Here is a 19,648-nt window from a genome sequence, read left to right as displayed (position 1 = left end):
AGAAATACAGGCCGCGACGCCCGACCGCTGAGTATGCAGCGGTGTACGGAGACTAGAGATCGAGTGTCCTAGGGGCAACCTCAAAGGCTTGTAAGACGTTTCTGTTTTTCCCAATACCTAGCCGAACGGACAGTTGTTTGGCTTAGCGCCGGCCAGCAACATCTTTCTTGCGCCAGTTCGGCGCTATTCCCTTTGCACACATCAACGCCATGACCGCGTTTGAGCACCCCTGCGCGCTAAAAAAGGACGAAACATGAAAGACATCGATACTGAAATCCAACCATCAACTCGCCCAATCAAAGCCATCTACGACTACGCGACACTTGGTTCGAGAACACGTATGGGAGGAGAAATTATCACTGCAAGCACCAGCCTCGAGATCCATGACTTGCGCATCGCTTGCGTCGGCGACCGAGTGCGCTACCCCGATGGCAAAGAGAGCGAAATTGTCTCGGGAGCAGGTTTCGCGGCCACCTACAAAGGTCTGCCCATCGCCATTGTCGGCAGCGCTACCGACAATGGCGACACCGTGACGAGCAGCCTGCAAAACCTGGCTCAGGTGGTGGAGTACGCGGACGGCGAGGGTATTCCTGGTCTTCTAAAGGCTGGTTATCGCGTGGAGAGTCAGATGTGAGGCGCTACAACATCACCACCGGTTCAACCACCACGGTGGGTGGCAAGGTAACCAGCGGTTGTGAGGGCACCAGTTTCAACGGCGAAATGATCTCGAGGGAGGGTGACCGGGTCGCTTGTCCGGCATGCGGCACTGAAGGCTTCATCGCGCTTACCGGCCCTCATTTGCACGAAGAGTGGAACGGCAAACAAGCGGCACTGGAGGGTGATCTGTGCATCTGCAAATGCGATCCGCCGCCGGAGTTGATTGCCAATCAGAGTTCCAAATCTCAGGAGTTCGGTCCCCAACCTCAACGTGTCACCCCGATTGTAATGAGGCCGACTGCATCCGCCTCGCCCCCTGCGAATTATGCCGCGCCCGCAGCGTCGAATCGTGCCGCTGATGCCTGCGTTTTTGCCAAATCCTGCGTTTCGGTGCCAGCCGGTTCTACGGCCGCGGGCACCGCCCCGGAAAACGCCAAAAACTTCGGCACCACCGCCCTCATGGCTTCAACCGGTAGCACGGGCGCCGTCGGCAGGGTAGCCGGCACACTCGGCAGCGACCTCGGTGCCTGGGCTGTACGAGGCTTGGCCGGCGCCAGTTCCGCCCTCAACCTCGTGCTGCTGGCATTCTGGCCACGGGATATCGGTGACTCAACGCTGTACACCCCGGAGCAGTTGGAGGGGATGCGTTTGGCCAGCACGCGAGTGCGTTTCCAGTTTCGCCAGGATGAGTCCGGTGAACTGCGTGTTTATGGCATACATACCAATCCTGGCAGTGGCGCTGACCGTGTGCCGGTTGCACAAGCCCGGTGGAATGTGGACAAAAGCGCGATGGTGGCGGTGCTGGATGGCATCAGCATCACATGGACGCCGAACCATGGCCCGGTTGTCAGCGTGCCGAGCCCGTATCCCGGAACACCGGAACGCTTGGATAACGTGTTTGTTCATCCGATTGCGGTGGGGCAAGATTCGGCGATCAGTCACTATCCAGGGCGGGATGCAGAAAACATCACCTGGCAGGATACGATCATTTCGTTTCCGGCTGATTCGGGTGTGCCGCCGTTGTATTTGGTGTTTGCCAAGCCGGCGGTCAGGCCGTTGGAGGTTGATATTTATGGTGCGTTCAGTGGACGGCCTCGTGAAGGAATGCACTTGGATCACATGCCTTCCCAAGCGGCGTTAGAGTATTACTTGGTAGAAAATTTTCCGCATCTTGATGAAGTTGATCGGAAGCAGGCAATGAAAAACGCTGTGAGCATCGCGATACCATCTCGTGTTCATCAGAAATACAGTGAGACCTTCGGAGGCAGAAACACAAAATTCAAACGACAGGTGGATGCAGCTGATTTACGAGGTGCAGTAGAGCGAAATTTTAATGCAATAAAGCCCTACATGCTTGAGGAAGGGTTCAAAGAAGCGGACCTTGAAGATGCGCGGACCAAGATGCATAAAATCAATAAAGAAATGGGGTGGTATTAATGGACGCGCCAACGATTAAGTTGTGGGTGGAGAGTTTAGGACTCGGTTTTACCGAACTTGTAGCAAGTGGGAAGGTTCCCAATCAACCGCTGATGAAGCCATTTGAGGACAGCGATTGGCCGACCATGCGTCCAGTAGAGGGAGTGGAGTTGCTCTTCAATGACAGGACCAAGTCCCTGAAGCAGATTCTGATCACACTCATCCCGACGGTCGGGCAACCGGTTTATGCTGGAGGGTTACCCGCTCCATTTTCCCTGTTGATTAATCAGCAAAGTGTGCGTAGTGCTTTGGGAGAACCTATGGATTCGAGAGGTCGTGCCAGGCTTCCAGGGGGGCTGGGTATACGGGGAGGGTGGGATGCATATAAGTTGTCCAACGAATGGCATCCGAATGCAAAAGTTATAATTGGTTATCTTGAAAGCTATGCTGTAAACAATATCAGTTTCTCGGTGATAAATTAGAAGCGTGTTGCCTCAAGCATGGAGCAGGTGAACTGCCAATATGATCGCCAGTTGCAAACTGGTGATCGCTTGCTCTGTGCTGTCCTTAATCCTCGATAGGAGACAATGTTCGCCTGTGGAGATTAGTCATTCGATCAAGCAAGTCGCCAAGGCATAGAGGTTGATCATTCTCGCCGGCACGATATCAATCAGAAACAAGGGTGGTATTAATGGATGCTGCAGCGATTAACAAGTTGATCAGTCGGCTGGGACGCACTTACGCCGAATTGATCAGTGAGGGCTTGATTTTCAGAGGCTCATTGATGCCGTTGTTGGATACCGCGGAAAACGAAGAGTGGGTCCAGTTTCCGGTCGAAGGCGTAGAGCTCTGGTTTGCAAAAAAAAATGTGATATTTGAGAAGGTATTATTAACGCTTATTCAACGCGACGAAAACGATTACGTTTACAAAGGGGGTCTACCGTCCCCCTTCGTTAGCCAGATGAATCAGTTCAGCGTTCGTAGCGAACTAGGTATGCCATATAAATCTATAGGTCCTAGCAAACTGCCCGGTAGTGGTAGCAAAAAAAGTGGTGGATGGGACGCATATCGACTGCATCAAGAAACCCATCCCGGCGTCCGTGTAGGTTTCAGCTACAATGCCGAAATGATGGTCGAAACGCTAACTTTTGCATTGTGCAGCGGAGAATAAGCCAGTTAGTTTGACTTGTTTCGAGCCGGTTTCTGCTCAGTTAGCCGCTGCAACGCCAAGCGCAGATAGTGCTTCTTTGATTTTAATCAAGTGCAGGTGATGAGTTCGGTATTGGAGCCTCTCGTCAGCAGTGATGACATTAACCAAACTCAGGAGGGTACTGGTGGGCGCCGGTGCGATCAGTCGTTTAGTTGGAGGGCTTGGTTTTCCTTATCAAAAATTGGTGAGCGAAGGGCTCATTCAGGATTTACTGCTCAAGCGGCTCTTTGATACGTCTGATAACGAGGAGCTGATTCAAAATCCAGAACCCGGCGTGAAATTATGGTTCTGGGCAGAAACAAAACGGCTGGAACAAGTAATGATCGTCCTGATTCAAACAGTCGGGCAGCCTGTCTATGCCGGGCAATTACCTCAACCGTTCAAGTTAGATATGGATCAACGATACGTACGTGAGGTTTTAGGTGTGCCCACTAAATCCAAGCCCTCCGTAAAACTGCCCGGTGGATTGGGCGTGCGGGGCGGAGCAGACATATATTACTTGGACCAAAAGGTACATCCCAACGTGATGGTAACTCTCAGCTATCTGGAAAATCTTAGCGTTAACAATATCAGTTTCTCCTTGATTGATTCCGGACACGATTGAGCTCTCACAGAGGCTTGCTATAGCTATGGAACGTCGAATTGCCAACATGATTGCCAGTGGCAATTAGCTATTCGATCATGCAAGCCTCCCATGATTTTTCATTTGACCAAGAACAGATATTGCTTTTTCTCAGACAGACGATATCAATCAAAAAAGGTGTGATCTTGATGGGCGTCGTGACAATTGAGCGTTGGATCAAACATCTAGGATGGCTCTATGAGGATTTAATTTCCCATGGGATTATTCCAGACCTGCCACTCACTGAGCTCTATAACGGGCGTGATTGGTTATCGCTGAAAAAGCCAGCTGACGGCCTGGAGTTAAGTTTCTGGGCTGAGACGAGGAGGTTCGAGCGACTCTTCATCACCCTGCGCTCTACTGTTGAAGGTACGACAGAGTACAAGGGTGAGCTTCCCAAGCCTTTTGCGTTATTAGCATCCAAGTCAGAGGTGCGAGCAGCTTTTGGCATGCCCATGGAATCACAAGGCCTGACGAAGCTGCCTTTGGATACCGTATTAGGTGGCTTTGATACTTATTCGCTGGATCAGATTAACTTCCCGAATTTGAAAGTATCCTTTCAGTACACATTATCAATGCAGATCAAAACATTGGTCTTTTCGTTAATCAACCGAGGGCATCCCTAAGACAGCAGAAAATTCATCTCTAACGTGGAAAAAAATCTTGGCACCATAGCCGGCACTTTTTCGATGATCGTTGCCCCGCGGAACGCGGGAACGACAAAGGTGAGGTACTGATGAACGCCTCAATGATCAATATTATTGATAAAGAATCTGGGACGCCCTTATGAATCGCTGATTTCAGAGGGTGTTATCCCTACTGCGCCGCTACGAGAGCTTTATGAGGGAAGGGGCTGGCTGGATATCGAACCTGAGGACGGGGTGGAGTTGGGCTTCGCGGCTGATTCCCGATGTTTGGAAACTCTATACATTACTCTTGCCAGAACCGTCGAGGGGCAGACAGTGTATCGAGATCAATTGCCATTGCCGCTAGCTCTGTCGATGACTCAGGCCGATGTAAAGGCGTCATTCGGCATGCCCCCAGAGTTGAAAGGTCCGACCTCACTTCCCCTTAATAGAAAAACAGGGATGGGATGCCTATTAGCATTTCTTAAGTAAGATCGTTCTCGCCCGCGAATGTGGGCGCGATGACGTTCAAGCCAAATTCTGCTCAGTCAACCGCTGCACCGCCAACCGCCGATAGTGAGACGGCGTCATCCCCTTAAGCTGCTGAAACCGCCGATTAAAGTTGGAAATATTATTAAACCCCGACTCAAAACACACATCCGTCACGGCCTTGTCCCCATCGGCCAGCAATTCACAGGACTTGCTGATACGCAGCCGATTGACGAATTCAATAAAAGTGCGCCCGGTCGCCTGTTTGAACACCCTGGAAAAATACGTTGGCTTCATCCCCAGGTACTCCGCCACTTCCTCCAGCGGCAGCTCGCGGGCGTAGTGGGCAAAGATGTAGTCCACCGCGCGGTTGGTGCGGTCGATGCTGTGTTCGTCGGCTTGCTGTGGCGTGGTCACGCCGGACAGTAACTGGTAGTCCTCACAGGCGCTCAACACTTCCAGCAAGATAAAGAAGTGCCCCAGGCGTGCCATGCCTTGGGCGTCTTCGATGCGTTGCATCAGGTTCATGGCGTGGGCGATGGTTTTCTTGCAGCGAAATTCGATGCCGTATTGCGCACGTTCAAGCAGCGGCGCCAGGCTTTTGAGTTCGGTGAAGATGTGGCTGCCGTGTTCGAACAATTCATCGGTGAAGTTCACCAGCATGTCGCGCTTGGGCACGACTTCGTCTTCTTCCACCTGGCTGATCCAGTTATGGGGCAGGTTGGGGCCGGTGAGGAACAGGCTTTCGGGGTAGAAGTTGCCGATGTAGTCGCCGATAAACACCTTGCCGGAGCTGGCGACGATCAGGTGCAGCTCGTATTCCTTGTGGAAATGCCAGCGCACCAGGGGGCAGGGGAAGCCGTGCTGGCGATAGATGATGGACAGGCCGTTGTGGTCGTCCATCAGCTCGTAGGAAGGGTCGGTGATGCGCGTTGCTCGGGTCATGCTGCCGTCGCTTTATTGTGGTTGCTGCGTAGGATAATGCCCCGTCGCGCGCGACCTCGCCAGCGCCAGTGTTTATAGGGTGCGGTTTTTGGCCTCGATCCACTGGGACATGTACTGGGTACTTTTATGCGCGTGGTGGCGCAGCATGCTGCCGGTGAAGTTGTCCCGGCGATGGGCGGCAAGGTTGCTGCGGCAACGTTCCAGGCATTTCACCAAGGCGGGCCCGTGCACGTCCTGGTCATAGCGTCGGGCCAGGAGTTGGCGCCCTTGTTCCTGGGCTTGAGTCCAGCGCTCGCGGTTTTGGTAAAGGGCCACGGCAGCGGCGGCCAGGGCCGGGGCGTCCTGTGCGATCACGCCGGGCCAGGGTTGGTCGTCGCCCATGGCCTCGGCGCCGATAGGGGTGGTGACAGCGGGCGTGCCGCACAGCATGGCGTCCACCAACTTGCCCTTGATGCCGGCGCCAAAGCGCAGCGGTGCCAGGCAGATACGCGCGGCGGTCATGACTTGCAGCGCATCTTCGGCCCAGTTCATCACATGAAAACCCTGCGCCGGGTTGTGCAGGGCGGTGGCCTTGGGCGGGGTATAGGCGCCGTAGATATGCAACTGCGCGCCCGGCAGTTGTTGGCGAATCAGCGGCCACAGGCTGTGCTTCATCCACAGCACCGCATCCCAGTTGGGCGCGTGGCGGAAGTTGCCGATGCTGAGGAAATGCGCACGGTCTTCAAAGGGCGCAAATGCGTCGGTGGGCGGTTGCAGCATCAACGGGCACCAGTGGAGCAGGGCGGCCGGCACTTTGAACTGTTCGGTGAGCAGGCGGATCTCCACGTCGGAGATCATCAGGCTGATGTCACAGCGGTAGATGGCGGCGATTTCGCGTTTGGCCAAGTCGGTATCGGCCATGCGCTGGAACTCGTCCTCCAGCGCCGGGGCGAACAGGGCGCTGAAGTCGTCGCTGTCGGGGTTGGCTTTTACTTGTTCTTTGAAACGCTGGTGACGGGCGTCGCGCAGGCTTTGCAGGTCGGAGGTCTCCAGCACCCGCAGGGCGTCGGGGCAGCATTGTTCCACGCGCCAGCCGAATTGCTCCTCCATCATGAAACGGTCGAACAGCACAATGTCCGGGGCCAGTTCGCGGACAAAGTCATCGAAACTGCTGTTATTCAGTTCGATGGCGCGTTCGGCGATCCCGAGTGCGGGCAAGTCGGCCTTGTGTTCGCCGATGGTGGCGGGGCTGCTGAAGGTAATGTCCCAACCTTGCGTAAGAAAGCTCTCAAGGATTTGCATCATATGCCCGCCCGCAGCCGAGGAACGGGGCTCGGGCCAGACGTAGCCAATGACCAGGACTTTGGTGGCGGGCTGATTCATCGACGAAGGTTTCCTTGAAGGGCAGGCGCAAAGCGCGCAATTAAACCACAACCTCAGGACATGACAATTTGTGTCTGGCGGTAGGTAGCTTCGGCACTTTGTGGTTAACTTCCGTCTCTCGAATTCGTTTAACCAAACCCAGCATAAGGATTCTGTTCATGGCTCAAGTCACTCTTAAAGGCAACCCGGTCCAGGTTGAAGGCGATTTGCCGAAAGTCGGCGCAAAAGCCGCAGACTTCACCCTGACCGCCGGCGATCTGTCCAACGCCACCCTGGCTACCTTTGCCGGCAAGCGCAAAGTGCTGAACATCTTCCCAAGCGTTGACACCCCAACCTGTGCCACTTCGGTGCGCAAGTTCAACGCCCAGGCCAACGACGTGGCCAACACCGTGGTGCTGTGCATCTCCACCGACCTGCCATTCGCCCAGGCACGTTTCTGCGGCTCCGAAGGCCTGGAAAACGTGAAGAACCTGTCGGACTTCCGTGATTCGGACTTCGCTGTTGATTACGGTGTGGCCATTGCCGACGGCCCGCTCAAAGGCCTGACCGCTCGCGCTGTCGTGGTACTGGACGAAAACGACAACGTGCTGCACAGCGAGTTGGTCAAGGAAATCGCTGAAGAGCCAAACTACGACGCCGCCCTGGCTGTGTTGAAGTAACTGTTTCTACGTATGACTGTCGTTTGGCAGTAACACGTATGATGCATGATTGCGGCCTGGCCTAGTCCAGGCCGTTTTTATTTGAGCGTCAGCGGCTTAGCGAAATAGCCGGTGGACTAAGATCAAAAGTTAAACGTTGTAAGCCTAAGGTAAATAGCCGGTAAAGGTGCTTTTCTAAACGCACCCCAGTGCTTATCTTTCAGCCTCCCGAAGAAGAAGCTCTCATCCCCAATGGTTGATCACTCCATGCAATCCTCCTCCCGCAACTCCCGCCGCTGGCTGTTTGGCCTGCTCGTGCTGCTGGTTATCGCCGGCCTGTGCTGGAAATTCTGGCCCAGTGGCGCGGCCCATAAAGATGCTCCGGCGGGGCACACGGGCAAGACCGGCATGGCGCGCCCGGGCTTCGGTGGTTCCACCGGGCCGGTACCGGTGCGTGTGGCACCGGCGGTGCTGGGGGAGTTCCCGGTGTACTACAAGGCCCTGGGGACGGTCACGGCGCTGAACACCATTAATGTGCGCAGCCGGGTGGGCGGTGAGCTGGTCAAGATCGCCTTTGAGGAAGGGCAGATGGTCAAGGCCGGCGACCTGCTGGCAGAAATCGACCCGCGTAGCTATCAGAACGCCTTGCTCCAGGCCCAGGGCACCTTGCTGCAGAACCAGGCCCAGTTGAAGAACGCCCAGGTCGATGTACAGCGTTATCGCGATCTGTACGCCCAGGACAGTATCGCCAAGCAAACCCTGGACACCGCCGAAGCGCTGGTTCTGCAATACCAGGGCACGGTCAAGACCAACCAGGGCGCGGTGGACGACGCCAAGCTCAACCTGGAATTCACCAAGATCCGCGCGCCCATCAGTGGCCGCGTCGGTTTGCGCCAGCTTGACGTCGGCAACCTCGTCGCCGCAAACGACACCACCGCCCTGGCGGTGATCACCCAGACCCAGCCGATCAGCGTGGCCTTCACCCTGCCGGAAAATACCCTGGAAACCGTGCTGGCCCGTTACCACGCCGGCAACAAATTGCCCGTGGAAGCCTGGGACCGTAGCGACGTGAAAAAACAGGCGGTCGGTGTACTGCAAAGCCTGGACAACCAGATTGATGTGACTACCGGCACGCTGAAATTCAAGGCGCGTTTCGATAACAAGGACCAGGCGCTGTTCCCCAACCAGTTCGTCAATGTGCATCTGCTGGCCGACACTTTGAAGAACGTGGTGCTGGCGCCCTCCGCGGCGATCCAGTTCGGCAACAATGGCACCTTTGTCTACAAGCTCGACGGCGACAAGAAGGTCAAGGTCCAGCCGCTGGTGGTAGGTGACACCGATGGCGAAAACACTGTGATCAAGGAAGGCCTGGCCGCTGGCGACCGCGTGGTACTGGAAGGTACTGACCGCCTTAAGGACGGCAGCGAGATCGAAGTGGTCAACGCCAGCAGCGAGGTGCCGACCACCCCGACCGAACACCTGCAAGGCAAGCCCGCAGCGAAAGGGGAGACCGGCGCTGACGCCGGCAAGGCGCAAAAGGTCGGTTCATGAACCTGTCGCGCCTGTTCATCCTTCGCCCGGTCGCCACCACGCTGAGCATGCTGGCCATTGTCCTGGCCGGCATCATCGCGTACCGCTTGCTGCCGGTATCGGCCTTGCCCCAGGTGGATTACCCGACCATCCGGGTGATGACCCTGTACCCCGGCGCCAGCCCCGACGTGATGACCAGCGCGGTCACCGCACCGCTGGAGCGCCAGTTCGGGCAGATGCCCGGGCTGACCCAGATGGCGTCCACCAGCTCCGGCGGTGCGTCGGTGCTGACCCTGCGTTTCAACCTCGACATCAATATGGATGTGGCCGAGCAACAGGTGCAGGCCGCGATCAACGCCGCCACCAACCTGCTGCCCAAGGATTTGCCGGCGCCGCCGGTGTACAACAAGGTCAACCCGGCAGATACCCCGGTGCTGACCCTGGCAATCACCTCCAAGACCATGTTGCTGCCCAAGCTCAATGACCTGGTCGACACGCGCATGGCGCAGAAAATCGCGCAGATCAGCGGTGTCGGCATGGTCAGCATCGCCGGTGGCCAGCGCCAGGCCGTGCGCATCAAGGTCAACCCCGAGGCCCTGGCGGCCAATGGCTTGAACCTCTCGGACGTGCGCGCCCTGATCGCCGCTTCCAACGTCAACCAGCCCAAGGGTAACTTTGACGGCCCCACCCGCGTGTCGATGCTCGACGCCAACGACCAGTTGGTTTCGCCTGAGCAATATGCCGAACTGATCCTGGCCTACAACAATGGCGCACCGCTGCGGCTCAAGGATGTGGCGCAGATCGTCGACGGCGCCGAAAACGAGCGCCTCGCCGCTTGGGCCAACGAGAACCAGGCTGTGCTGCTCAATATCCAGCGCCAGCCGGGTGCCAACGTGATCGAGGTGGTGGACCGCATCAAGGCCCTGCTGCCCAGCATCACCGACAACCTGCCGGCCGGCCTGGACGTGACGGTGCTTACCGACCGTACCCAGACCATCCGCGCCTCGGTCAAAGACGTACAACATGAGCTGCTGATCGCCATTGCCCTGGTGGTGATGGTGACGTTCCTGTTCCTGCGCCGCGTCAGCGCCACGATCATTCCGTCCATCGCCGTGCCGCTGTCCCTGGTGGGCACCTTTGGCGTGATGTACCTGGCCGGATTCTCCATCAATAACCTGACACTGATGGCCCTGACCATCGCCACCGGGTTTGTGGTGGACGACGCCATCGTGATGCTGGAGAACATCTCGCGCTATATCGAGGAAGGCGAGACGCCGATGGCGGCCGCGCTCAAGGGCGCCAAGCAGATCGGTTTCACCCTGATATCCCTGACCTTGTCGCTGATTGCGGTGTTGATCCCGCTGCTGTTCATGGCTGATGTGGTCGGGCGGCTGTTCCGTGAGTTCGCCATCACCCTGGCCGTGGCGATCCTGATTTCCCTGGTGGTGTCCCTGACTCTCACGCCGATGATGTGTGCGCGCCTGCTCAAGCGCGAACCCAAGGAAGAAGAGCAGGGCCGCTTCTACAAAGCCAGCGGCGCCTGGATTGATTGGCTGATCGAAGCCTACGGCCGCAAGCTGCAATGGGTGCTCAAGCACCAGCCGCTGACGTTGCTGGTGGCGATCGCCACCCTGGGCCTTACGGTGGTGCTGTACCTGGTGGTGCCCAAGGGCTTTTTCCCGGTGCAGGACACCGGGGTGATCCAGGGTATTTCCGAAGCGCCGCAGTCGATTTCCTTTGCGGCCATGAGCCAGCGCCAGCAGGAGTTGGCGAGGATCATTCTCGCCGACCCCGCAGTCGAGAGCCTGTCGTCCTACATTGGCGTGGACGGCGATAACGCCACCCTCAACAGCGGGCGCTTGCTGATCAACCTCAAGGCCCACGGCCAGCGCGATTTGAGCGCCGCCCAAGTAATCACCCGCCTGCAACCGCAAATCGACAAGCTGGTGGGCATCCGCTTGTTCATGCAACCGGTGCAGGACCTCACCATCGAGGACCGGGTCAGCCGTACCCAGTATCAGTTCAGCATGTCTTCGCCGGACGCCGAGCTGCTGGCGTTGTGGAGCGGCAAGCTGGTGCATGCCCTCAGCCAGTTGCCGGAACTCACCGACGTTGCCAGTGACCTGCAGGACAAAGGCTTGCAGGTGTACCTGGTGATTGATCGCGATGCGGCCTCGCGCCTGGGCGTGAGCGTCTCGACCATCACCGATGCGCTGTATGACGCTTTCGGCCAGCGGCAGATTTCCACGATTTATACGCAAGCCAGCCAGTACCGGGTGGTGTTGCAGGCCCAATCCGGCGAAACCCTTGGCCCGGCGGCCCTCAACCAGATCCATGTGAAAACCACCGACGGTGGCCAGGTACGCCTGTCGAGCCTGGCCCATGTGGAACAGCGCCAGGCGCAGTTGGCAATTGCCCATATCGGCCAGTTCCCGGCGGTGATGATGTCGTTCAACCTGGCGCCCGGCGTGGCGCTGGGCAAAGGCGTGGAGCTGATCAACCAGACCCAGAAGGACATCGGCATGCCGGTGGGCGTGCAAACCCAGTTCCAGGGCGCGGCCCAGGCGTTCGAAGCTTCGTTGTCGAGCACCTTGCTGTTGATCCTGGCGGCGGTGGTCACCATGTACATCGTGCTGGGTGTGCTCTATGAGAGCTATATCCACCCGATCACCATTCTCTCGACCTTGCCGTCGGCGGCGGTGGGGGCCTTGCTGGCGTTGCTGCTCAGTGGCAATGACCTGGGCATGATCGCGATCATCGGCATCATCCTGCTGATTGGTATCGTGAAAAAGAACGCGATCATGATGATCGACTTCGCCCTCGACGCCGAACGCAACCAGGGCCTGGACCCGCAGACGGCGATCTACCAGGCCGCGCTGTTGCGCTTCCGGCCGATCCTGATGACCACCCTGGCCGCCTTGTTCGGTGCGGTGCCGTTGATGCTCGCCAGTGGCTCCGGCGCCGAACTGCGCCAGCCCCTGGGCCTGGTGATGGTGGGCGGGTTGCTGGTGAGCCAGGTGTTGACGCTGTTCACCACGCCGGTGATCTACCTGTACTTCGATCGTCTTGGCCGGCGCTGGCGCAAAGAGCCACAACGCCTGGAGCCGGTTGAGCCATGAACCTGTCCGGACCTTTCATCCGCCGGCCGGTAGCCACCATGCTGCTGAGCCTGGCGATCATGTTGCTCGGTGGCGTCAGCTTCAACTTGCTGCCGGTGTCGCCATTGCCGCAGATCGACTTCCCGGTGATCGTGGTGTCGGCCAGCTTGCCCGGTGCCAGCCCCGAGGTGATGGCGTCTACGGTGGCTACGCCGCTGGAGCGCTCATTCGGCGCGATTGCCGGTATCACCACCATGAGCAGTTCCTCGAGCCAGGGCTCTACCCGGGTGATTCTGGCGTTCGATTCCGACCGCGACATCAACGGCGCGGCGCGGGAAGTACAGGCGGCCATCAACGCGTCGCGCAACCTGCTGCCCAGCGGCATGCGCAGCATGCCCACCTACAAGAAGATCAACCCGTCCCAGGCGCCGATCATGGTGCTGTCGCTGACCTCCGACGTGTTGCAGAAGGGCCAGTTGTACGACCTGGCCTCGACCATCTTGTCCCAGAGCCTGTCCCAGGTGCCGGGCGTGGGCGAAGTGCAGATCGGCGGCAGTTCGCTACCGGCGGTGCGCATCGAGCTGGAACCCAAGGCTCTCGATCAGTACGGCGTCGCCCTGGACGATGTGCGCAACACCATCGCCAACGCCAACCAGCGCCGGCCCAAAGGCTCCCTGGAAGACAGCGAGCGCAACTGGCAGATCCAGGCCAACGACCAGTTGGAAAAAGCCAAGGACTATGAGCCCCTGCTGATTCGCTACCAGGACGGCGCCGCCCTGCGCCTCAAGGACGTGGCGAAGATCACTGATGGGGTGGAAGACCGCTACAACAGCGGCTTCTTCAACAATGATTCGGCGGTGTTGCTGGTGATCAACCGCCAGTCCGGCGCCAACATCATCGAAACCGTGCGGCAGATCAAGGCGCAGTTGCCGGCGCTGCAGGCGGTGTTGCCGTCCAGCGTCAAGCTCAGCCTGGCCATGGACCGCTCGCCCGTGATCACCGCCACCCTGCATGAGGCGGAAATGACCCTGCTGATTGCCGTGGGGCTGGTGATCCTGGTGGTGTACCTGTTCCTGGGTAACTTCCGTGCTTCGCTGATCCCGACCCTGGCGGTGCCGGTGTCGTTGGTGGGCACCTTCGCGGTGATGTACCTGTACGGTTTTTCGCTGAACAATTTCTCGCTGATGGCGCTGATCCTCGCCACCGGGCTGGTGGTGGACGATGCCATCGTGGTGCTGGAGAACATTTCCCGGCACATCGACGAGGGCGTGCCACCGATGAAAGCCGCCTACCTGGGCGCCCAGGAGGTCGGCTTTACCTTGCTGTCGATGAACGTGTCGTTGGTGGCGGTGTTCCTGTCCATTCTGTTTATGGGCGGCATCGTCACCAACCTGTTCCGTGAGTTTTCCATCACCTTGTCGGCGGCGATCATCGTCTCACTGATTGTCTCGCTGACCCTGACGCCCATGCTCTGTGCCCGTTGGTTAAAGCCGCATGTGAAGGACCAGCAGACCGGATTGCAGCGCTGGAGTCAGAAGGTCAACGACCGCATGGTCGCCGGCTACGCCACCAGCCTGGATTGGGTGCTGCGCCATCGGCGCCTGACCTTGCTCAGCCTGTTGGTCACCGTGGGCGTGAATATCGCGCTGTACGTGGTGGTGCCCAAAACCTTCATGCCCCAGCAGGACACCGGCCAGTTGATCGGTTTTGTGCGCGGCGACGATGGCCTGTCGTTCAGCGTGATGCAGCCGAAGATGGAGATCTTTCGCCAGGCGGTGCTCAAGGACCCGGCGGTGCTCAGCGTGGCCGGCTTTATCGGTGGCAACCAAGGCACTAACAATGCGGTGATGCTGGTACGCCTCAAGCCGATCGGCGAACGCAAGATCTCCGCCCAGGCGGTGATCGAGCGCCTGCGCAAAGAGGTGCCACTGGTGCCGGGCGGGCGCTTGTTCCTGATGGCCGACCAGGACCTGCAATTTGGCGGCAGCCGCGACCAGACCAGCGCGCAGTATTCCTACATCCTGCAAAGCGGTGACTTGGCCGCGCTGCGCCTGTGGTACCCGAAAGTGGTGGCGGCCATGCGTGAATTGCCAGAGCTGACCGCCATCGACGCCCGTGAAGGCCGCGGCGCGGCCCAGGTCACGCTGATTGTCGACCGCGACCAGGCCAAGCGCCTGGGCATCGACATGAACATGGTCACGGCGGTGCTCAACAACGCCTACAGTCAGCGGCAGATTTCCACCATCTACGACAGCCTCAACCAGTACCAGGTGGTGATGGAGGTCAATCCCAAATACGCCCAGGACCCGATCACCCTCAACCAGATGCAGGTGATCACCGCCGACGGCGCACGGGTGCCGTTGTCGACCATTGCTCATTATGAAAACAGCCTGGCCGATGACCGCGTCAGCCATGAAGGCCAGTTCGCTTCGGAGAATATCGCCTTCGACATGGCGCCCGGCGTCACGGTGGAGCAGGGCACGGCGGCCATCGAGCGTGCGATTGCCAAGGTCGGGCTGCCCGAAGATGTGATCGCCAAGATGGCCGGCACCGCCGATGCCTTCGCCGCGACCCAGAAAGGCCAGCCGTTCATGATTCTCGGCGCGCTGGTGGCGGTGTATCTGGTGCTGGGTATTTTGTATGAAAGCTATATTCACCCGCTTACCATCCTGTCTACGCTGCCGTCGGCCGGTGTCGGTGCGTTGTTGGCGATCTACCTGCTGGGCGGCGAGTTCAGTCTGATTTCCTTGCTGGGTTTGTTCCTGTTGATCGGCGTGGTGAAGAAAAACGCGATCCTGATGATCGACCTCGCGCTGCAGTTGGAGCGCAACGACGGCATGAGCCCCCTGGAGTCGATCCGCAGTGCTTGCCTGTTGCGGCTGCGGCCGATCCTGATGACTACCCTGGCCGCGATCCTCGGTGCCTTGCCGTTGCTGCTCGGCAGCGGCGACGGCGCGGAAATGCGCCATCCGTTGGGCCTGACCATCATCGGTGGCCTGGTCTTCAGCCAGATCCTGACCCTTTACACCACCCCGGTGGTTTACCTTTACCTCGACCGCGCGCGCCACCGCTTCAACGCCTGGCGCGGCGTGCGTACCGATGCTGCCCTGGACACTGCGCTATGAACCCAACCAACGCCCCTGCAACCCCTGTAGGAGCGAGCTTGCTCGCGAAGAACGCCCATGCGCCGCGCTCATCCAGAATGAACGCGTTCTCGTTGACGGCTTTCGCGAGCAAGCTCGCTCCTACAGTGGGCCTGGCTATGTTGCTCAGCGCCTGCGCCATCGGCCCCGACTACAAGCGCCCGGAGGTCATCGAGCCGGTGCAGTTCAAGGAGGCCCAGGGCTGGCGCCAGGCCAACCCCAGCGACTCCCTGGCCCGCGGCGCCTGGTGGGAGCTTTACGGTGACCGTCAACTCAACGACCTGGTGGTACGCCTCAACGCCTCCAACCAGACCGTCGCCCAGGCCGAAGCGCGTTTTCGTCAGGCAAAGGCCCTGGTGCGCAGCTCACGCGGGGCGTTTTACCCCAGCGTTGACCTGAGTGTTGGCAAGACCCGCGCCAGCCAGGGCACCGGCAGCAGCAGTGCCAGCCTTAGCAGCTCCAGCAGCGGGATTCGCGACACCCTCAATGCGCAGTTGGGCGTGAGCTGGGAGGCGGATATCTGGGGCAAGTTACGCCGTGGCCTGGAGGCCAACGAAGCCAGCGCCGAGGCAAGCTCGGCCGACCTGGCCGCGATGCGCCTGAGCCAACAGTCGGAGTTGGTGCAAAGCTACCTGCAACTGCGGGTCATGGACGAGCAGACACGCCTGCTGCAAGCCACGTTGGACACCTACCAGCGTTCGTTGAAAATGACCGAAAACCAGTACCGCGCCGGTGTGGCCGGCAAGGACGCCATCGCCCAGGCGCAAACCCAGCTCAAGACCACCCAGGCCAGCCTGATTGACCTGATCTGGCAGCGCGCCCAGCTGGAAAACGCCATTGCGGTGTTGATCGGCGAGGCGCCGGCTAACTTCAATCTGGCTGTGAGCAACGACATCCCGGCCCTGCCGCAGATACCGGTGAGCCTGCCGTCCCAATTGCTGGAGCGCCGCCCCGATATCGCCTCGGCCGAACGCTCGGTCATCGCCGCCAACGCCAATATCGGCGTGGCCAAGGCGGCTTATTATCCGGACCTCAGCCTGAGCCTGCAGGGCGGCTATTCCAGCAGTACGTACGAGGACTGGATCAGCCTGCCGAACCGTTTCTGGTCGGTGGGGCCGAAACTGGCGATGACCCTGTTCGATGGCGGCCAGCGTTCGGCGGAAGTCGACCGCAGCGTGGCCAGCTACGACGAGACCGTGGCCAAGTACCGCCAGACCGTGCTGGACGGTTTCCGTGAGGTGGAAAACTACATGGTGCAGCTCAAGGTGCTCGCCGACGAGGCGGTGGTCAGCAATGAAGCGTTGGAAGCCGCGCGTGAATCGTTGCGTTTGACCGAAAACCAGTACAAGGCCGGGTTGATTGCCTACCTGGACGTGGTCACGGTGCAAGCAACGGCCCTGAGTAACGAGCGTACGGTGTTGACCTTGCTGCAGTCGCGGCTGGTGGCCAGTGTGCAGTTGATCGCCGCGTTGGGCGGAGGCTGGGACGGCCAGACCTCCCTGGCCGAAAAGCAGTGACCGACTGTAGGAGCGAGCTTGCTCGCGAAAAACGTCAACGATAACGCGTGCTTGCTGAATGAACGCGGCGTCTGTGAGTTTTTCGCGAGCAAGCTCGCTCCTACAGACAACCCCGCATTTTGATGTCCGTGGCGTCGTTGAAAACACCCTGATGAAGCCAGCCGATTGACGCCAGAAACGGCGTCATGGCCCACGGATCAATTAATCACCTGCCTCGGATTCATACTCGCTACAATCGCCCGATTTGCCACCCGGCACGGGCTTTTGCGCCGGTCGCCTGCGAGACGTGCCATGCTGATCGGTAGCTATTCAACCTCCCTTGTCGTGATTTCCCTGTGCGTGGCCATCCTGGCGTCCTACACCGCGTTGGACCTGGCCGGGCGTATCGCGACGGCCAAGGGGCGGGCTGTTTACCTGTGGATCACTGGCGGCGCAGTGGCGATGGGTGTCGGCATCTGGTCCATGCACTTTATCGGGATGTTGGCCCTGCGCCTGCCGTTTGCCCTGGGCTTTGACGTAGCCATTACCCTGTTCTCGCTGTTGATCGCCGTGCTATCCAGCGGGTTTGCGTTATGGTTGGTCAGCCAGCCACGCTTACCGGCCTGGCAACTGGCATTGGGCGCGCTGGTGATGGGCGCCGGTATCGCCAGCATGCATTACACCGGCATGGCCGCGATGCGTATGACGCCGGGCATTGATTACGACCCGGCCTTGTTCGGCGCTTCGTTGATGATCGCGGTGGTGGCTTCCGGCGCCGCGCTGTGGATTGCCTTCAACCTGCGGCGCAACACACCTTATGTACGGCTGGCACGGGGTGGCGCCGCCGTGGTGATGGGCGTGGCTATCGTGGGGATGCACTACACCGGGATGGCTGCGGCACGCTTTGCCGATGGCAGCTTCTGCGGCGCCGCATTGACCGGCCTGAGCGGCAAGGGCCTGGATAACCTGGTCTTGGTCACTTCGCTGGCGGTGCTGGTCATTGCGCTGTTGACCTCGGTGCTGGATGCGCGCCTGGAAGCGCGCACCGCCGTGCTCACCGACTCCCTGACCCTGGCCAACCAGGAACTCACCCACCTGGCCCTGCATGACATGCTCACCGGCCTGCCTAACCGCACGTTGCTGGCTGATCGCATTCAACAAGGCATCCAGGCGGTGAACGAGCGGGGCGGTTGCTTTGCCTTGATGTTTATCGACCTGGATGGTTTCAAGCCGGTCAACGATGCCTTTGGCCATCACCTGGGCGACCAGTTGCTGCGCGAGGTCGGCTTGCGCTTGCGCGAGGATTTGCGCAGCCAGGACACCCTGGCCCGCATCGGCGGTGATGAGTTTGTGTTGCTGGTGCAGCTCACCCAGCCCGACGATGCCATGGGCTTGGCCGAGCGCCAGGTGAGCCTGATCAACCGCCCGTTCACGGTGGCCGACCATGAGCTGCAAATCTCGGCCAGCATCGGTATCGCCATGTTCCCGGGCAACGGTAATAACCCCCAGGAACTGCTGATGAACGCCGACGCGGCGATGTATCACGCCAAGGGCATGGGCAAGAACGGCTACAGCTTCTTCGATGTGTCGATGAACACCAACGCGCGCAAACAACTGCAATTGCTGCAAGACCTGCGCAATGCCCTGGAGCAGGGGCAGTTTCGTTTGCATTACCAACCCAAGTTCGACGCTGTCAGTGGCCTTGCCGTGGGGGCCGAGGCGCTGTTGCGCTGGGAGCATCCGCAACAGGGCTTGCTGATGCCCGCTACGTTTATTGCACTGGCGGAGAAAACCGGGCTGATCATTCCCATCGGTGAGTGGGTACTCGATGAAGCCTGCCGCCAGATGCGCGTGTGGTACGCCCAGGGCTATGAGAGCTGGCGCATCGCCGTCAATCTGTCGGCGCTGCAGTTCTGCCATGCCGGGCTGGTCAACAGCGTAGCGGCGGCGCTGGAGCGTCACCACTTGCCGGCCAACAGCCTCACGCTGGAAATCACCGAGACCACCGCCATGAGCGATGCCGATGCGAGCATGACGGTGTTGCAGCAGCTCTCGGACATGGGCGTGGACCTGTCCATCGATGACTTCGGCACCGGTTACTCCAGCCTGATGTACCTCAAGCGCCTGCCGGCCAACGAGTTGAAGATCGACCGCGGTTTTGTGCGTGACCTGGAACACGACAGCGACGACGCGGCCATCGTCTCGGCCATCGTGGCCCTGGGCCAGGCCCTTGGCCTGCGAATAGTCGCTGAAGGCGTGGAGACCGATATGCAGCAGGACTTCCTCACCCGCCTGGGGTGTGACTCCTTGCAAGGTTACTTGTTAGGGCACCCGTTGCCGGCCGACAGCTTCATGGCCAATATCCGGCGCACCGAAGAGCCGGTAGCGCCTGACAAAAGCGTTAAGTGAAAGGTAT

At 59.2% G+C, this 19,648-nt stretch carries 15 protein-coding genes; 13 read left to right on the top strand and 2 right to left on the bottom strand.

Annotated elements, in window-relative coordinates:
- Positions 1 to 253 precede the first annotated feature (253 nt).
- The 7 genes from PSH76_RS14445 to PSH76_RS30760 all read left to right on the top strand — a co-directional run bounded on the left by PSH76_RS14445 (position 254) and on the right by PSH76_RS30760 (position 5,023).
- A complete protein-coding gene (locus tag PSH76_RS14445; protein ID WP_305494373.1) occupies positions 254 to 634 on the top strand; it encodes a PAAR domain-containing protein in 381 nt (126 codons plus the stop codon).
- A complete protein-coding gene (locus tag PSH76_RS14440) occupies positions 631 to 2,094 on the top strand; it encodes an S-type pyocin domain-containing protein (protein WP_305494372.1) in 1,464 nt (487 codons plus the stop codon). Before PSH76_RS14445 ends, PSH76_RS14440 begins: the two co-directional genes overlap by 4 nt.
- Positions 2,094 to 2,555 (top strand): DUF6392 family protein, encoded by a 462-nt coding sequence (locus PSH76_RS14435; RefSeq protein ID WP_032900596.1) that lies wholly within the window; start codon positions 2,094 to 2,096, stop codon positions 2,553 to 2,555. Before PSH76_RS14440 ends, PSH76_RS14435 begins: the two co-directional genes overlap by 1 nt.
- A gap of 209 nt (positions 2,556 to 2,764) precedes the next feature.
- On the top strand, positions 2,765 to 3,244 hold the full coding sequence (locus PSH76_RS14430; RefSeq protein WP_305494371.1) for a DUF6392 family protein: 480 nt from the start codon (positions 2,765 to 2,767) through the stop codon (positions 3,242 to 3,244).
- A gap of 163 nt (positions 3,245 to 3,407) precedes the next feature.
- Complete coding sequence (locus PSH76_RS14425; protein ID WP_305494370.1) at positions 3,408 to 3,887, top strand: DUF6392 family protein; 480 nt, start codon at positions 3,408 to 3,410, stop codon at positions 3,885 to 3,887.
- Between the two features lie 56 nt (positions 3,888 to 3,943).
- Entirely contained in the window at positions 3,944 to 4,531 is a 588-nt protein-coding gene (locus tag PSH76_RS14420; protein WP_305494369.1) for a DUF6392 family protein, read from the top strand.
- A 135-nt stretch (positions 4,532 to 4,666) separates the two neighbouring features.
- A complete protein-coding gene (locus PSH76_RS30760) occupies positions 4,667 to 5,023 on the top strand; it encodes a DUF6392 family protein (protein WP_370874654.1) in 357 nt (118 codons plus the stop codon).
- Between the two features lie 36 nt (positions 5,024 to 5,059).
- Here PSH76_RS30760 and PSH76_RS14415 read toward each other — a convergent pair whose 3' ends face one another.
- Positions 5,060 to 5,965 carry an AraC family transcriptional regulator gene (locus tag PSH76_RS14415; RefSeq protein WP_032892048.1) on the bottom strand — a complete coding sequence of 302 codons (906 nt, stop codon included), beginning with the start codon at positions 5,963 to 5,965 and terminating at the stop codon, positions 5,060 to 5,062.
- 72 nt (positions 5,966 to 6,037) lie between these two features.
- Complete coding sequence (locus PSH76_RS14410; RefSeq protein ID WP_305494368.1) at positions 6,038 to 7,327, bottom strand: glycosyltransferase; 1,290 nt, start codon at positions 7,325 to 7,327, stop codon at positions 6,038 to 6,040.
- 158 nt (positions 7,328 to 7,485) lie between these two features.
- Here PSH76_RS14410 and tpx point away from each other — a divergent pair, with 158 nt between their 5' ends.
- From tpx to PSH76_RS14380, 6 genes are all read left to right on the top strand, one after another.
- Positions 7,486 to 7,986 carry a thiol peroxidase gene (gene tpx, locus PSH76_RS14405; protein WP_032892046.1) on the top strand — a complete coding sequence of 167 codons (501 nt, stop codon included), beginning with the start codon at positions 7,486 to 7,488 and terminating at the stop codon, positions 7,984 to 7,986.
- A 231-nt stretch (positions 7,987 to 8,217) separates the two neighbouring features.
- Positions 8,218 to 9,516 carry an MdtA/MuxA family multidrug efflux RND transporter periplasmic adaptor subunit gene (locus PSH76_RS14400; protein WP_032892045.1) on the top strand — a complete coding sequence of 433 codons (1,299 nt, stop codon included), beginning with the start codon at positions 8,218 to 8,220 and terminating at the stop codon, positions 9,514 to 9,516.
- Complete coding sequence (locus tag PSH76_RS14395; protein ID WP_305494367.1) at positions 9,513 to 12,614, top strand: MdtB/MuxB family multidrug efflux RND transporter permease subunit; 3,102 nt, start codon at positions 9,513 to 9,515, stop codon at positions 12,612 to 12,614. Before PSH76_RS14400 ends, PSH76_RS14395 begins: the two co-directional genes overlap by 4 nt.
- Positions 12,611 to 15,718: an efflux RND transporter permease subunit gene (locus PSH76_RS14390; RefSeq protein WP_098951647.1), complete on the top strand. Its 3,108-nt coding sequence runs from the start codon at positions 12,611 to 12,613 to the stop codon at positions 15,716 to 15,718. The genes PSH76_RS14395 and PSH76_RS14390 overlap by 4 nt, the downstream gene beginning before the upstream one ends.
- A 77-nt stretch (positions 15,719 to 15,795) precedes the next feature.
- Complete coding sequence (locus tag PSH76_RS14385) at positions 15,796 to 17,253, top strand: efflux transporter outer membrane subunit (protein WP_370874662.1); 1,458 nt, start codon at positions 15,796 to 15,798, stop codon at positions 17,251 to 17,253.
- Between the two features lie 291 nt (positions 17,254 to 17,544).
- Positions 17,545 to 19,641, top strand: a complete 2,097-nt coding sequence (locus PSH76_RS14380; RefSeq protein ID WP_305494366.1) for a bifunctional diguanylate cyclase/phosphodiesterase — start codon at positions 17,545 to 17,547, stop codon at positions 19,639 to 19,641.
- The last annotated feature ends 7 nt before the right edge of the window (positions 19,642 to 19,648 follow it).

Origin of the sequence: Pseudomonas sp. FP215, from assembly GCF_030687795.1 — a bacterium.
Lineage (GTDB): Bacteria > Pseudomonadota > Gammaproteobacteria > Pseudomonadales > Pseudomonadaceae > Aquipseudomonas > Aquipseudomonas salmasensis.
This window is presented reverse-complemented; position numbering and strand designations above follow the sequence as displayed.

Coding starts and splice junctions, on each gene's coding strand:
- PSH76_RS14395 (WP_305494367.1), top strand. CDS start 9,513: ATGAACCTGTCGCGCCTGTTCATCCTTCGCCCGGTCGCCACCACGCTG.
- PSH76_RS14430 (WP_305494371.1), top strand. CDS start 2,765: ATGGATGCTGCAGCGATTAACAAGTTGATCAGTCGGCTGGGACGCACT.
- PSH76_RS14435 (WP_032900596.1), top strand. CDS start 2,094: ATGGACGCGCCAACGATTAAGTTGTGGGTGGAGAGTTTAGGACTCGGT.
- PSH76_RS14410 (WP_305494368.1), bottom strand. CDS start 7,327: ATGAATCAGCCCGCCACCAAAGTCCTGGTCATTGGCTACGTCTGGCCC.
- PSH76_RS14400 (WP_032892045.1), top strand. CDS start 8,218: ATGGTTGATCACTCCATGCAATCCTCCTCCCGCAACTCCCGCCGCTGG.
- PSH76_RS14385 (WP_370874662.1), top strand. CDS start 15,796: ATGAACGCGTTCTCGTTGACGGCTTTCGCGAGCAAGCTCGCTCCTACA.
- tpx (WP_032892046.1), top strand. CDS start 7,486: ATGGCTCAAGTCACTCTTAAAGGCAACCCGGTCCAGGTTGAAGGCGAT.
- PSH76_RS14390 (WP_098951647.1), top strand. CDS start 12,611: ATGAACCTGTCCGGACCTTTCATCCGCCGGCCGGTAGCCACCATGCTG.
- PSH76_RS14445 (WP_305494373.1), top strand. CDS start 254: ATGAAAGACATCGATACTGAAATCCAACCATCAACTCGCCCAATCAAA.
- PSH76_RS14415 (WP_032892048.1), bottom strand. CDS start 5,965: ATGACCCGAGCAACGCGCATCACCGACCCTTCCTACGAGCTGATGGAC.
- PSH76_RS14380 (WP_305494366.1), top strand. CDS start 17,545: ATGCTGATCGGTAGCTATTCAACCTCCCTTGTCGTGATTTCCCTGTGC.